The sequence below is a fragment of the Dactylosporangium sp. NPDC050688 genome (genome assembly GCF_040654515.1).
GTDB lineage: Bacteria > Actinomycetota > Actinomycetes > Mycobacteriales > Micromonosporaceae > Dactylosporangium.
Genome location: NZ_JBFAIC010000040.1, coordinates 72874 through 87101, shown reverse-complemented (window position 1 = coordinate 87101; position 14228 = coordinate 72874). Strand labels below are relative to the sequence as shown.

The window sequence follows — 14228 nt, the reverse complement described above, 5'->3', positions numbered from 1 at the left end:
CGCCGTGTGAGGCGCGCAGCCGCTCGAATTGCGGGATGGGTGGTCTCGTGGTGAGAACCACCCGAGGTGCCCCCCGCGACGGGAGGCGGGGCGGCAGTCTGGGGATGCGGCACCCATCCAGGTGCCGCTGCCGCCGTGCGACCGCACCGGTTACGCGGCGGCACGGCACGCCCGGGACCCGCCCCCGGCGCGCCCTTCGTTCATGTGCTGTCGCTGGGGACCCGCGGTCGATGCATGTCGGCCGCGGGTGGCTCTGCCGTGCCCGGCGACAGCCCGCGACGCCGGCCCGCCCCGGCGCCGCAACAGAGATGGGGCTGTTTCTTGACCCAGGCAACAACCAGGACGACCGTACCGCAGTCCCGGCCGCACGGGCCGACGGCACGGCGCCTGCACCACGTGTTCGAGGCCGCGTGCGACCGCAACCCCACCGCCGTCGCGCTGGAGTGCGACGGGGCCAGCCTCACGTATCGGGAGCTCGACGAGCGCGCCAACCGTCTCGCGCACCGGCTGCGCGGCCTCGGCATCCGCGGCGGCGCCCGCACGGCGATCCTGCTGCAGCGTTCCGTCGCGACCTACGTGGCGCTGCTCGCCGTCGGCAAGGCCGGCGGGGCATTCGTGCCGATCGACCCGGAGTCGCCCGCGGACCGGGTCGCGTACATCGCCGAGGACTCCGCCGTCGCGCTGCTGGTGACCTCGGCCGAGCTCGCCGACCGCGCCGACGGGCTGCCCTGCCCGGTGCTGCGCGTCGACGACGACGGCGCGACCGGCGACGGCTGGTCCACGGACCGCCCGGCCCCCGACACCGGCGACCCCGCCGCGTACGTCATCTACACCTCCGGCTCCAGCGGCCGGCCCAAGGGCGTGGAGGTGGCCCAGTCCAGCATCTGCAACTTCCTCGACGTCGTGCCCGGCGTGTACGACGTGCGCCCCGGCGACCGGGTCTACCAGGGCATGACGATCGCGTTCGACTTCTCGATCGAGGAGATCTGGCCGACCTGGTCCGTCGGGGCCACCCTCGTCGCCGGGCCGACCGACTCGCGGCGCTTCGGCGGCGAACTCGCCGACTTCCTCGAAACGTCCGGCATCACCGTCCTGTACTGCGTGCCGACCCTGCTCGCGACGATCCCCCGGGAGCTGCCCCGTATCCGCAGCGTCCTCGTCGGCGGGGAGGCCTGTCCCGGCCAGCTCGTCGAGCGGTGGAGCAGGCCGGGCCGGCGCATCCTCAACACCTACGGGCCGACCGAGGCGACCGTCACCGCGACCTGGTGCGAGCTGCTGCCCGGCCGGATCGTCACCATCGGCCGGCCGCTGCCCACGTACTCCGTCGTGCTGCTGGACGAGCAGCGCCGCACGGTCCCCGACGGCGAGGTCGGTGAGATCTGCATCGGCGGGCCCGGCGTCGCCCGCGGCTACGTCGGCCGGCCCGAGCTGACCGCGGACCGGTTCATCGAGCATCCGCTCGCACCGCCCGGGTCCCGCCTGTACCGCACCGGCGACCTCGGCCGGCTCACCGCCGACGGCGAGATCGAGTACCTGGGCCGCGCCGACGCCGAGGTCAAGATTCGCGGACACCGGGTCGACCTCGGCGAGATCGAGAACGTGCTGCTGGAGGACCCCGGCGTGAGCGAGGCGGTGGCGGCGCTCGTCCCGGTCGGCACCGGCGACGACGCGCCGCGGGAGCTCGCCGCCTACATCGTCTGCCCGGCGCCGGACGCGTCGCTGGTGCGCCGCCTGTACGAGCAGCTGCAGGAGCGGCTGCCCGGGTACATGGTGCCGGCGTACCTCGACACGGTCGAATCGCTGCCCGCCATGCCCAGCGGCAAGGTCGACCGTAAGCGGCTGCCGGCACCGGTCAACCGGCGCCCCGCCCGCGGCACCGTCGTGGCCGCCGACGGCGACCTCGAGGAGCAGGTCCGCGCGGTGTGGGCCGAGGCGTTCGGGCTGGACCCGCAGGCCCTGTCGGTCGAGGCGGACTTCTTCGACGACCTGGGCGGACACTCGCTGCTCGCCGCGCGGGTCGTGTCGCTGCTGCGCACCCGCGGCATCGGCGCCAACGCCGCTGTGCGTGACCTGTACGGCAACCCGACGGTGCGCGGCATGGCCCGCCGCCTCGCCTCGGCGGCCCCCGGGTTGAGCGCGCCGAAGCGCCCGGCGCCGCTGCGGCACGGCAGCCGCCGCATCGCGGCCGCCGGCGCCGGGCAGGCGCTCGCCATCTACCTGCTGGTGCTGCTGATCACGCTGCCGGTGTCCTACGTGTACACCTGGAACAACGGCCGGGTGTCCGTCGAGGTCCTCGTCCAGCTGATGATGGCGATCCTGGTGAGCTACCTCGGCGTGCGCTGGATCGTGCCGGTCCTGCTCGCCCGGCCGATCGCCGCCGGCATCCGTCCCGGCCGGTACCGGCTGTGGGGCCTGACCTACGTGCGGCTGTGGCTGCTGGACCTGCTGCTGGCGATCGGGCCGATGGCGGTGCTCAGCGGCTCGCCGATGATGGCGGGGTACCTGCGGCTGCTCGGCGCCCGCGTCGGCGCCCGGACCACGATCGCGACCAGCTCGGTCAGCGTACCGACGATGATCGACATCGAGGCCGACGCCACCATCGGCTACGGCGTGTCGTTGCGGCCGTGGCGGGTCGAGCACGGCTGGGTCGTCGTCGAGCCGATCACGGTCGCGCGGCGCGCGTTCGTCGGCGCCAACGCCGTGCTGGAACCCGGCTCGTCGGTGCGGGCCGGCGCCGCTCTCGGCGAGCAGTCCGTGCTCGAGCAGGGCGAGACGGTGCCGCCCGGCGCGCGGTGGGCGGGCTCCCCGGCGGCGCCCGTCGACGCGCTGTGCTCGACGGTGGAGGTGATGCTGTCGGCCGGCGGCCTCGGCGCCGGCCGGGGCTGGCACCCGAAGCACCTGCTCGCCGCCGGCCTCGGCGCCGTCGGCCTGGAACTGAGCGCCATCGCGACCGTCGTGCCCAGCGTGGTGCTCGTCTGGTGGGCGCTGCTGCAGTGGGGGCTGCTCGCCGGCCTCGCCGCCACCGTCCCCGCCGGGCCGCTGTACGTGCTGGCCACCTGCGCGGTCGTCGCCGCCGGCAAGCGTCTCGTGCTGCGGCACGCCCCGGCCGGCATCCACCCGGCCCGCTCCGCGCTCGGCGTGCGCAAGTGGATCACCGACAAGCTCCTCGAGTTCAGCCTGATGTTCACCAACTCGCTGTACTCCACGCTGTACACGGTGCCGTGGCTGCGGCTGCTCGGCGCCCGCGTCGGCCGGGGCGCCGAGGTGTCCACCGCCGCGCACCTCGACCCGGACCTGCTCACCCTCGACCCGGAAAGCTTCGTCGCCGACATGGCCAGCGTCGGTGCCGCGACGTTCGCCAACGGGCGGATGGCGCTGCTGCCGACGAAGGTCGGGCACCGGGCGTTCGTCGGCAACGCGGCGTTCGTGCCGGCCGGCACCACCCTCGGCGCCGGCAGCCTCGTCGGCGTGCAGACCCTGCCGCCGGACGACGACGTGCCCGACGGCACCTCGTGGCTCGGCTCGCCCGCGATGCACCTGCCGCAGCGGCAGGACAGCGGCACGTTCAGCGAGCAGGAGACGTTCCGCCCGCCGCGCAACCTGGTGGTGCACCGCCTCGCCGTCGAGTTCGCCCGGGTGACCGCGCCGGCCTCGCTGCTGGGCATGAGCGTGTACCTGTACCTGTGGGTGCTGTCGACGCTGGCGCGCGGCCGCGACCTGGCGGTGCCGGCGCTGGTCTCGCCGCTGGTCGTGATGGCCGCCTGCGCCGCCGTCATCGGCTGCTGCGCGGCCACGAAACGCAGCATCATCGGCACCTACCGGCCGCGGGTCGAGCCGCTGTGGAGCACGTTCGTGCGGCGCACCGAGTTCGTCACCGGCATGTACGAGGCCGCGGCGATCCCGGCGGGGGTCGGCGTGCTCGTCGGCACCCCGTTCCTGCCGCCGGTGCTGCGCTGGTTCGGCGCCCGCATCGGCCGGCGCACCTGGATCGGCACCACGTACCTGACCGAGTTCGACCTGGTCGAGATCGGCGACGACGCCGCGGTCGGTGCCGAGGTGTCGCTGCAGACGCACCTGTTCGAGGACCGGGTGATGAAGATGTCCGTCGTCACCATCGGCGCCGGCGCCAGCATCGGCACCCGCGCGATCGTGCTGTACGACGCCGTCGTCGGCGACGACGTGTCGCTCGGGTCGCTGTCGCTGCTCATGAAGGGCGAACACCTCATGCCCGGCAGCCGATGGCGCGGCATCCCCGCGCAGGGCGTCGCCACCCTCCCGGCGGTCGCCACCCTCCCGGCGGTCGCCGCCGCCTGACCCTCTGTCGTCCGGTTCGCCGCCCCGGCGTGCCTGTCGTCCGCGCGCCTTGCACTGGCGGGCGCGTCCGTCTCCGCTTCGCAAGTTCCATCCACACACATCAAGGAGCAACCGCCCGGTGAACACCGAACTGCTGGTTTCCGACGCCGCTCACTTCCGCATCGACTACGAGATCAACCCGTACATGCATACCGACGTGCAGCCCGACCCGGCTGCCGCGACCGCCGAGCACGAGGCGATCGTCGCCGCGCACCTGGCGGCCGGCCGTCGCGTCGAGTACGTCGCCTCCGCCCCCGAGTGCCCGGACATGGTGTTCACCGCGAACGCGGCCGTGGTCCGCGGCGACCGGGCGGTGCTGGGCTTCCCGCCGCCGGAACGCAAGGCGGAGGTGTCGTACTTCCAGGAGTGGCTGGAGGGCCGCGGCTACGACGTGCTGGAGGCGCCGTACCCGTTCAGCGGCCAGGGCGACGCCCTCGCCTGCGGCGACCTGCTGCTCGCCGGCTACGGGCAGCGCACCGACCAGCGCATGCACGCCGTGCTGGCCGACGCGCTCGGCTACGATGTGATCCCGCTGCGCACCGTCGGCCCGCGCTGGTACGACCTCGACCTGGCCGTCGCGGTCATCGACGCCCCGCACACCCTGGCGTACTGCCCGCAGGCCCTTGACGAGCCCAGCCGTGGCAGCCTGCGCGCGCTGGGCCTGGAGCTGATCGAGGTCGGCCTGGACGAGGCGGCCCACCTCGCGCTCAACCTGATCAGCGACGGCCACACGGTGACCATGACCCGTGGGGCGCCGAGACTCGCCGCCACGCTGCGCGAGCGGGGCCTGCACGTGGTCGAGCTCGACACGACCCAGCTCGCCAAGGGTGGCGGCGGGGTGCGGTGCACCGCGCTGACCCTCGACAACCCGCCGCCGCGGGGGTCGCGGTGATCGCATCCCGGCGGCCCGGGAGCCCCGGAGCCAGGCGCGTCACGGCCGCGGCATGCCGCGCCCCGGCCGTGCCGCCCGGCGGCGGGTCGCTGGTGGCGCTGGTGTACCGCGGCCCGGCGTCCCTGCCCGGCTGCCCCGAGGCGGTGGCCCAGCTGCTGCGCGGCAGCCGCTGGGGGTTCGACGTGCGCTACGTCGGCCCCGACGAGGACGTGCCGGTGTCGGCGCGCGCCCTGTCCGGCGCGGTCCTCTACGCGCAGCCCGGCGGCGGCCTGCTCTCGCACGGCTACCGCCACCTGCGCCGGCACCGCGCCGCGATCCGCGAGTTCGTGCATGCCGGCGGGCGGTACCTCGGGTTCTGCCTCGGCGGGTACCTCGCCGGCGCGACCCCCGGCTTCGGCCTGCTGCCGGGGGACACCGACCAGTACATCGCCTCGGCCGCGGCCACCGTCGTCGAGACCCACGACACGCTCGTCGAGGTCGCGTGGCGAGGCCACACCCGGACGCTGTTCTTCCAGGACGGCCCGCACTTCTGGGTGCGGCCCGACGCCGGGGCGACGGTCGTCGCCACGTACCCCAACGGCACCGTCGCCGCGCTCGTCGCCGGCTTCGGGCGGGGCCGGGTCGGTGTCGTCGGCCCGCACCCGGAGGCGACCGGAGACTGGTACGCCGACGCCGGGCTGCGCGTCGACCGGCTCGGCGTCGACCTCGGCCTGGACCTGGTGGACGCGGTGATGATGGCATGACCAAGCCAGCGAACCTGGTGGCGCCAACGCCGTCAGCACCGGCCGTGCCCGCCGCGGCACCGCGCGGCCGGCAACGGCTCATCGGGGTCGACGCTGCCCGGGGTGCCGCGCTGCTCGGCATGATCTGCCTGCACGCTCTGTACGAGGCCGACGCCGCCGGCAATCCGACCTGGTCTGCGCTGGCGTTCAGCGGTCGGGCGGCGGCGGCCTTCGCGCTGCTCGCCGGCGTCGGTATCGCGTTCGTGTCCGGCCGCCGCCAGGTCACCGCGGCGGACCGGCCCGCGGTGGCCGCCGCGATGGCCACCCGGGCCGTCGCCATCGGCGTGGTCGGGTTCCTGGTGTGCGCCGCCGACACGGTGCTCGACGCGGTGATCCTGCCGTACTACGCGGTGGTGTTCCTGCTGGCGATCCCGCTGCTGTTCCTGCGCACCCGGACCGTCGCCGTGGTGGGCCTGTTCCTGGCGACCGCCGGCCCGGTGGCCGGCCATTTCCTGCTGCCGCGGCTGCCGGAGTCGTCCCTGGGCAACCCGTCGTTCGCGCGGCTCGTCGAGGACCCCGCCGGGATGCTCACCGAGCTGACGCTCACCGGCTTCTACCCGTCGCCGACGTGGCTGGCGTACGTGTGCGCCGGCATCGTCATCGGGCGGCAGGACCTGACCCGGCCGCGGTTCGCCGCCCTGCTGCTGGCCGGCGGCACGGTCGTCGCCGTCTGGGCCAACGCGATCTCGTCGCTGCTGCTGCACCGCTTCGGCGGGCTGGCCCACATCTGGGCCGCGCAGCCGGGCAGCGGCCTGACGGTGGAGGAGACGAAGGAACTGCTGGCGTTCGGCGGCAACGGCAACGCGCCGTCGTCCACCTGGTGGTGGCTGGCGGTCAACACTCCGCACATGAGCACCCCGCCGGACATGTTCGGCGCCGCCGGCTGTGCCGTCGCGCTGCTGGGGCTGCTGCTGCTCGCCGGGCACATCACCCACCGGGTCCTGGGTCCGCTGTGCACGGTCGTGCTGGTGTGCCTGGCCTCGGCCGGCAGCATGACGCTGACGCTCTACTCCGCGCACATCCTGTTCATCAACTCGGAGTTCGACACGTACAGCGCCGCCAACGGCTGCCTCGTGCAGGTCGTCGGCGCGGTGCTCATCGGGCTCGCCGTCAGGGGCACGATCGGCCGCGGCCCGATCGAGGCGGGCGTCACCGCGCTGGCCACCCTGGCCCGGCGGTGGGCCGCATCCCGCAGCGCGGCCACCGCCGGTGCACCCGTCGACCGCGCCGTCGTCCCAGGCCAGGCCGTGCCGGCCCGGGTCCCGGCCGCACCGGCGCCACGGGCACCGGTCATGGACGCACTTGTGCCCCCGGCATCGGCCCCGTCCCCGGACGCGGCGGCGGCATCGGACGCGTCGGGTCCAGCAGTGCCGGGTGTGCCGACGTCGGGTGGTCCGCCGGGTGATGCGGCGTCCGGTGGCTCCAGGTCCGATGGTGCGGGGTCCGGCGGGTCGGCGGCCGGTGGTCCGTCAGCCGGTGGTCCGTCAGCCGGTGGGGCGGCGTCCGGTGGGGCGGGGCAGCCTTCGGGACCGCGCCGGCCGCGCGGGTTCGCCGACGTCCGCCGCCGCATCGCCCGGCGGCGGTCGCAACCTAGCGCCGGGCAGGGCAGCGGTCGGTGAACCGGCGGCGGTTCCTGGTCGGCGCGGGCGCCGCCGGAATCCTCGCCGCGCTCGGCGGGGTGGCCGGCGCCGGGTACGCGGTGCTGTCCGCCGCCCGGCCGCTCGCCCTCGTCTACCGGGGCCCGGCCGCCTGCGCGGGCTGCTCCGAGGCGGTCGCGGCGCTGCTGCGCGGCGCGCCGAGCGGGTTGCGGACCGAGTTCTGCGGCCCCGGCGAGGACCGGGCACTGTCCGCGGACTCGCTCGCCGGGGCCGCCGTGTACGCGCAACCCGGCGGCGGCGACGTCCGCCAGGCGTGGCGGCGCCTGCGCGGGCACGCCGAGGACGTCCGCGGGTTCGTGCACGGCGGCGGCAACTACCTCGGGTTCTGCCTGGGCGCCTACCTCGCCGGCGCCGACCCCGGCTTCGGCCTGCTGAGCGGGGTCGGCGTCGAGGGGTACATCTACAGCGCCGAGGCGAAGGTCCGCGACCCGGACGACACCGTCGTCGGCGTCGACTGGCGGGGGCAGCGGCGGCACATGTACTTCCAGGACGGCGCGCTGTTCCGGCTGCGGTCCGGCGCGACGGCGACGATCCTGGCCACGTACGACACCGGTGGCGCCGCGGCCGTCGTCACCGGCTACGGCACCGGGCGCGTCGGGCTGGTCGGCCCGCACCCGGAGGCCGACCCGTCCTGGTACGCCGACGCCGGCCTCACCAATCCCGACGGCATCCGGTACGACCTCGGCCACGACCTGATCGAGAGCACCCTGCACGGCGGCTGACCCGCCCGCACCCGGCATCGTCCCCGCGCCGACGGGTAGGGGACAGGCTATGACCGACCGCAACTGCGTGATCGTCGGCGGCGGCCCGGCGGGGATGGTGCTCGGGCTGCTGCTGGCCCGCGCCGGTGTCCGGGTGAGCGTGCTGGAGCGGCACGGCGACTTCCTGCGCGACTTCCGCGGCGACACCGTGCACCCGTCCACCCAGCGGCTGCTGGACGAGCTGGGCCTCGGCCCCGCGTTCACCGCCCTGCCGCAGACCCGGCTGGACCGGGTCGCGTGGCCCACCGACGACGGGGGCAGCGTGGTGCTCGCCGACTTCGGGCGGCTGCGGGTGCCGCACCCGTACCTGGCGATGGTCCCGCAGTGGGACCTGCTGGACCTGCTCGCCGCCGCCGCACGGCAGGAGCCGAACTTCACGCTGCGGATGCGCACCGAGGTGACCGGCCTGCTGCGCGAGTCGGGGCGGGTGTGCGGGGTGCGGTACCACACGGAGGACGGCATCACCGGGCAGCTGCCCGCGGACCTGGTCGTGGCCTGCGACGGGCGCCGGTCGATCGCGCACACCGACGGCGGGCTGCGGCCGCGGGAGTTCCGGGTGCCGATGGACGCCTGGTGGTTCCGGCTGCCGCGATCGGCAGGGGACGACGTCGCGCTGACCCCGCGGGCCGCGCCCGGCCGGGCCGCGGTGGTCATCCCGCGCGAGGGGTACCTGCAGGTCGCCTACCTGGCCCGCAAGGGCACCGATCCGCGGCTGCGGGCGGCCGGGATCGAACGGTTCCGGCGCGAGCTGGCGGAGCTGATGCCGGACCTGGCGGACCGGGTGGGCGCGCTGCGGTCGATGGACGACGTGCGCCACCTCGACGTGCGGCTCAACCGGCTGCGCCGCTGGCACACCGCCGGCCTGCTGTGCATCGGCGACGCGGCGCACGCCATGTCACCGGTCGGCGGGGTCGGCATCAACCTCGCCGTGCAGGACGCGGTGGCCGCCGCGGCGCTGCTCGCCGGGCCGCTGCGGCGGGGCCGGCCCACCGGCTCGCAGCTGGCCGCGGTCCGCGCCCGCCGGCTGCTGCCCACGGTGGCGGTGCAGGTGCTGCAGCGGGTGATGCACCGCGGGCTGATCGCGCCGACGCTCGCCGGGCGGAGGATCGGCCCGCCCGCGCCGGTACTGGCCGCGCTGCGGCGCCTGCCCTGGCTGTCGGCGGTGCCGGCGTACCTCATCGGCGTCGGCCTGCGGCCGGAACACGCCCCGCCGTTCGCGCGCCGGCCGGCGCCTCCCGGCTCGGTGCCGGCGCGAGCGGCGCATGACGCACCGGCGGGTCGATGACGGGGACGGCACGGCGGGGCATGACGGTTGCCGTCATGCCCCGCGTCGGACGGGTGCGCTGCTTGCTGCAGCTGAGCTGCGCTACTTGCTCTGCAGCGCGCGGATGAGGTCGGCCTTGGTCATGGTGGAGCGGCCCTGGATGTTGCGGCGCTTCGCCTCGGCGTACAGCTCGTCGCGGGAACGCTCCGAGCGGGGCTGGTTGCGCTGGGACTTCGTCGGCGTGCGCGGCTTGTCGGAGGACTTCATCGTCGCCGTCGGCTTGCCCAGCTCCTGCCAGCGGGTCTCGGTCATCTCGACGCCGTGCCGCTTCGCGGCCCGCTTGATGCGGCGGAACGCCTCCGCCCGCTCGTCGTCGGTGGCGTCGCGGACCTGGTCGAACCGCGCGATCGCGTTGCGCACGTGCGAGGCGTCGTTGAGCGGTTCCTTGCGCAGCCGGGGAAACGCGAACGTGCTGTCGGACATGGCGTTGCGCTCCGCGGCGTCCAGTTCGTGCGTGCTCTGTCTGCGTGCAGCCATATGGTCGGTGTACCCAGCGCCAGGTCATCCATGCCGGTGTCCGCGAGCGGTGATGCGACCCGCCGCCCGCCGCGGGGACCGCATGCGCGAGCGGCCGGCGGCGCTGTGCCGCCGGCCGCTCGCTGCGCGGGTCACTCGTCCCGGCCGAGCTGCCGCGGGTCCGCGTCGAGCGGCTGGCCGGGACGGTGCCCGGCCGGCCAGTTCGCGCGGGTCAGGCTGGTGAACTCGGCGCGGACGAGGTCGTCGTCATGGCTGACGAGGTCGGCGAACGCCTCGTCGAAGCCACGGTCCCACTCGGGGGAGAGCCCGGTGTGCATGGCAGCTCACCACCTTGTCCTGCCGTGTGGCGTGCTTGATCAGCCGTTGAGGACCTTCTGCTCCTGATCGGCGTGGCCGCCGACGGTGATTTTGCGCGGCTTGGCCTTCTCGGCGATCGGGATCCGCAGGGCGAGCACGCCGTTGTGGTACGTCGCGTCGATGCGGTCGGTGTCCAGCGCGTCGCCGAGGAACATCTGCCGCGAGAAGACGCCCAGGGGTCGCTCCGACAGCGTCGCTTGCGCGTGCTCGCCCAGGTCGACGGGGCGCCGTTCGGCGCGCACGGTCAGCACGTTGCGCTCGATGTCGATGTCGATCGCGTCCTTGTCGACGCCCGGCAGGTCGAACACGATCACGAACTCGTCGCCGTTGCGGTACGCGTCGACCGGCATGGTCGTCGGGCGGGACCACGTGCCGGTGGTCGGGGCGCCGAACAGCTGCTGGGCGAGCCGGTTGACCTCGGTGAAGGGTTCGCTGCGCATCAACATTTGGTCCACCTCCTGGGTCTCGACTGGTTGGTCAATGCGCGATACATTCGTTGTACCACGTCGTCATTACGATGACAAGCGAAACGTCAACCAAACGATGACAATGTTCCAGAGGAGGTCGCGGGGCATGACGATCAGCCCTCCGGACGGGCCGGACGCGCTCATCACCGCCCTCGCGGCGGTCGCCGCCGTCGCCGAGCAGAGCGCCACGCAGGCGGCCGGCGACGTCGACACCACCGCCGTGCTCGAGGCCCTCGAGCTGCTGCGCTGGGTGCAGGAGCGGCTCGCCGCGACCGAGCCGCGGCTGATCGAGGCCGCCCGGCGGGCCGGCGTCAGCTGGCAGGCGCTCGCCCCGGCGCTCGGCGTGGCCAGCCGGCAGGCCGCCGAGCGCCGCTACCTGCGCTCCGCGCCCGCCGCAGGCGCGGCCGCCGGCACCCGCGAGGACCGGGTGCGCGCCGAGCGTGACCACCGCGCCGGAGTGCGGGCTGTCGCCCAGTGGGCCGCCGACAACACCGCCGACCTGCGCCGCCTCGCCGGGCAGGTGGCCGGCCTGCCGGACGCGCCCGCCGCGGCCACCGCCGACCTGGACCGGCTGCACCGGGCGCTCGCCGACCCGGATGCCGCGGCGCTGCCCGCACTGCTCGCCGCGGCCCGGCGGCACCTCGGCCGGCACCCCGGCCTGGCCGAGCAGGTAGACGAGGTCACCGCCAGCACGGACGCCGTGCTGCGGCACACCCAGCGGCGCCGCGACCAGCAGGCCATGGCGGCCCGGTCCGCCGAGACGCGATGAAGCGGAGCGCGTCCATCCGATTTGCGTGATGTGCGCGTTTGCCCGGCCCAAGCCGGGGTAACGGTGCGGACCTGCATGTTTTCCGTCGCATGGAGGTGCCGCACATGGGCAGCAAGCCCGGCCAGGCCATCAAGAACGCCGTTGAAGCCGCCGCTGACAAGGTGGTCGACCTGTTGACCCCGGACGTCCCCGGCAAGCCGGGCAGCGCCACCCCCACCCTCGAGGAGCCCACCACCCCGGTCGAACCCCTGCCGCCGAAGGAGGAGCAGGGCAGCCCCGACACCCGTACCCCGACCGGCGCGAAGACCGGCCTGCCGCCCACCGCGAAGGGCCAGCAGGGCGCCTACCTCACCACGGCACAGGGCGCCCGCCTGCGCGACACCGACCACTCGCTCAAGGCCGGGCCGCGCGGGCCGATCCTGCTGCAGGACCACCACTTCCGCGAGAAGATCACCCACTTCGACCACGAGCGCATCCCGGAGCGGGTCGTGCACGCCAGGGGCGCCGCCGCGCACGGCGTGTTCGAGGGATACGGCACCGCCGAGGGCGTCACCAGGGCCGGCTTCCTCAAGAAGGGCAAGAAGACCGACGTCTTCGTGCGCTTCTCCACCGTCCTGGGCTCCCGCGGCTCGGCCGACACGGTCCGCGACACGCGGGGCTTCGCCACGAAGTTCTACACCGACGAAGGCACCTTCGACCTCGTCGGCAACAACATCCCGGTCTTCTTCATCCAGGACGGCATCAAGTTCCCGGACGTCATCCACGCCGGCAAGCCGCACCCCGACCGGGAGATCCCGCAGGCGCAGAGCGCACACGACACGTTCTGGGACTTCGTCTCCCTGCACACCGAGGCGCAGCACCACACGATGTGGAACATGTCCGACCGGGGCATCCCGCGCTCGTTCCGGATGATGGAAGGCTTCGGCGTGCACACCTTCCGCCTCGTCAACGAGGCGGGGGAGACGGTCCTGGCGAAGTTCCACTGGAAGCCCAAGCTCGGCGTGCACTCCCTGGACTGGGAGGAGGCGCAGCTGCTCAGCGGCATCGACCCCGACTACCACCGCCGCGACCTGTACGACGCGATCGAGGCCGGCGCCCACCCCGAATGGGAGCTGGGCATCCAGGTCTTCCCCGACACCCCGGACGAGACCTTCGAGGGCATCGACCTGCTCGACCCGACGAAGATCGTCCCCGAGGAGCTCGCGCCGGTGCAGCCGATCGGCCGGATGACACTCAACCGCAACCCGACGAACTTCTTCGCCGAGGTCGAGCAGGTCGCCTACCACCTGGGCAACCTGCCGCCCGGCATCGACGTCACCAACGACCCGCTGCTGCAGGCCCGGCTGTTCTCCTACCTGGACACGCAGCTCACTCGCCTCGCCGGGCCGAACTTCCCGCAGATCCCGATCAACCGGCCGCACGCCGACGTCAACGACATGCTCCGCGACGGGTTCCACCAGCACGCCGTGCACGCCGGCGTCGCGCCGTACCGGCCGAACTCCCTCGACGGCGGCAACCCCTCCGTCGCCGGCGACACCGAACACGCCTTCCTCGACGTCCCGGTCACCGTGACCGAGGCGAGCAAGGTGCGCGCCAACCCCGTGTCGTTCGACGACCACTACAGCCAGGTCCGGCTCTTCTGGCTGAGCATGTCGCCGGTGGAGCAGGAGCACATCATCCGCGCGTACACCTTCGAACTCGGCAAATGCTACGAGCAGGCGATCAAGGAACGGCAGCTGCAATGCCTGGCGAACATCGACCCGGTGCTGTGCGCCCAGGTCGCCACCGGCCTCGGCCTGCCCGCGCCGCAGCCGACCGTGCCGCTCACCGAGACCAGGCCCAGCCCCGCCCTCTCGCAGGTCGGCGCGGTGTGGCCGGTCGACGGACGGATGGTCGGCATCGTCGTGGACCCCGACGGTGACCTCGACGGTCTCGCCACCCTGCGCGAGACCGTGTTCACCGCCGGCATGGTGCCGCTGCTGATCGCCCCGCACGGCGGGCTCGTCGGCGGCCTGCCGGTGCAGCGCACGTTCGCCACCGCCCGGTCGGTCGAGTTCGACGCGCTGCTGCTGGCCGGCGCGCCCGTGCCCGCCCCCGACGCGCTGCCCGCCCGCGACGCCAAGGCCGGCGCCTCGACCGCGGCGAACGTCGACCCGCGGGTGCTGCTCATGGTCGAGGAGTGCTGGCGGCACGCGAAGGTCATCGGCGCGTGGGGCGCCGGCGCCACCGTCCTGACCGCGGCCGGGGTCGCCGGCACCCCGGGCGTCGTCGGCGGCGACGAGGCCGCGGCAGTGTTCCCGCAGGTGCTGGAACTCATGGGCGCGCACCGGGTGTGGGAGCGGTTCCTGGCCGCCGTCGCCTGAGCCGTCCGGCTCGCTGTGATCTTGC

The 14228-nt window shown here is 74.3% G+C and carries 11 protein-coding genes; 8 read left to right on the top strand and 3 right to left on the bottom strand.

Features of this window, described 5'->3' with window-relative positions:
- Positions 1-321 precede the first annotated feature (321 nt).
- The 6 genes from AB0H83_RS31725 (at position 322) to AB0H83_RS31700 (ending at position 9731) form a co-directional block, all read left to right on the top strand.
- Entirely contained in the window at positions 322-4314 is a 3993-nt protein-coding gene (locus AB0H83_RS31725; RefSeq protein WP_360101400.1) for a Pls/PosA family non-ribosomal peptide synthetase, read from the top strand.
- A 118-nt stretch (positions 4315-4432) separates the two neighbouring features.
- Entirely contained in the window at positions 4433-5245 is an 813-nt protein-coding gene (locus AB0H83_RS31720; protein WP_360101398.1) for an arginine deiminase-related protein, read from the top strand.
- Between the two features lie 92 nt (positions 5246-5337).
- On the top strand, positions 5338-5988 hold the full coding sequence (locus tag AB0H83_RS31715) for a BPL-N domain-containing protein (RefSeq protein WP_360101396.1): 651 nt from the start codon (positions 5338-5340) through the stop codon (positions 5986-5988).
- Entirely contained in the window at positions 5985-7646 is a 1662-nt protein-coding gene (locus AB0H83_RS31710; RefSeq protein ID WP_360101394.1) for a heparan-alpha-glucosaminide N-acetyltransferase domain-containing protein, read from the top strand. The genes AB0H83_RS31715 and AB0H83_RS31710 overlap by 4 nt, the downstream gene beginning before the upstream one ends.
- Positions 7643-8407 (top strand): BPL-N domain-containing protein, encoded by a 765-nt coding sequence (locus tag AB0H83_RS31705; protein WP_360101392.1) that lies wholly within the window; start codon positions 7643-7645, stop codon positions 8405-8407. Before AB0H83_RS31710 ends, AB0H83_RS31705 begins: the two co-directional genes overlap by 4 nt.
- 49 nt (positions 8408-8456) lie before the next feature.
- The gene (locus tag AB0H83_RS31700; RefSeq protein WP_360101390.1) at positions 8457-9731 is read left to right on the top strand and encodes an FAD-dependent oxidoreductase; all 1275 of its coding nucleotides are present in this window, start codon (positions 8457-8459) and stop codon (positions 9729-9731) included.
- Between the two features lie 81 nt (positions 9732-9812).
- On the opposite strand, the gene AB0H83_RS31695 is transcribed toward AB0H83_RS31700, so the two are convergent.
- The 3 genes from AB0H83_RS31695 to AB0H83_RS31685 all read right to left on the bottom strand — a co-directional run bounded on the left by AB0H83_RS31695 (position 9813) and on the right by AB0H83_RS31685 (position 11050).
- Positions 9813-10247 carry a DUF6582 domain-containing protein gene (locus tag AB0H83_RS31695; protein WP_360101388.1) on the bottom strand — a complete coding sequence of 145 codons (435 nt, stop codon included), beginning with the start codon at positions 10245-10247 and terminating at the stop codon, positions 9813-9815.
- 131 nt (positions 10248-10378) lie between these two features.
- Positions 10379-10564, bottom strand: a complete 186-nt coding sequence (locus AB0H83_RS31690) for a hypothetical protein (protein WP_360101386.1) — start codon at positions 10562-10564, stop codon at positions 10379-10381.
- A 39-nt stretch (positions 10565-10603) separates the two neighbouring features.
- The gene (locus tag AB0H83_RS31685) at positions 10604-11050 is read right to left on the bottom strand and encodes an Hsp20/alpha crystallin family protein (protein WP_360101384.1); all 447 of its coding nucleotides are present in this window, start codon (positions 11048-11050) and stop codon (positions 10604-10606) included.
- A gap of 127 nt (positions 11051-11177) precedes the next feature.
- Between AB0H83_RS31685 and AB0H83_RS31680 the strand changes: the two genes are divergently transcribed.
- Complete coding sequence (locus tag AB0H83_RS31680; RefSeq protein ID WP_360101382.1) at positions 11178-11840, top strand: hypothetical protein; 663 nt, start codon at positions 11178-11180, stop codon at positions 11838-11840.
- A 104-nt stretch (positions 11841-11944) separates the two neighbouring features.
- Entirely contained in the window at positions 11945-14203 is a 2259-nt protein-coding gene (locus AB0H83_RS31675; protein ID WP_360101380.1) for a catalase, read from the top strand.
- Positions 14204-14228: the final 25 nt, after the last annotated feature.

Coding starts and splice junctions, on each gene's coding strand:
- AB0H83_RS31710 (WP_360101394.1), top strand. CDS start 5,985: ATGACCAAGCCAGCGAACCTGGTGGCGCCAACGCCGTCAGCACCGGCC.
- AB0H83_RS31700 (WP_360101390.1), top strand. CDS start 8,457: ATGACCGACCGCAACTGCGTGATCGTCGGCGGCGGCCCGGCGGGGATG.
- AB0H83_RS31695 (WP_360101388.1), bottom strand. CDS start 10,247: ATGGCTGCACGCAGACAGAGCACGCACGAACTGGACGCCGCGGAGCGC.
- AB0H83_RS31690 (WP_360101386.1), bottom strand. CDS start 10,564: ATGCACACCGGGCTCTCCCCCGAGTGGGACCGTGGCTTCGACGAGGCG.
- AB0H83_RS31685 (WP_360101384.1), bottom strand. CDS start 11,050: ATGTTGATGCGCAGCGAACCCTTCACCGAGGTCAACCGGCTCGCCCAG.
- AB0H83_RS31680 (WP_360101382.1), top strand. CDS start 11,178: ATGACGATCAGCCCTCCGGACGGGCCGGACGCGCTCATCACCGCCCTC.
- AB0H83_RS31675 (WP_360101380.1), top strand. CDS start 11,945: ATGGGCAGCAAGCCCGGCCAGGCCATCAAGAACGCCGTTGAAGCCGCC.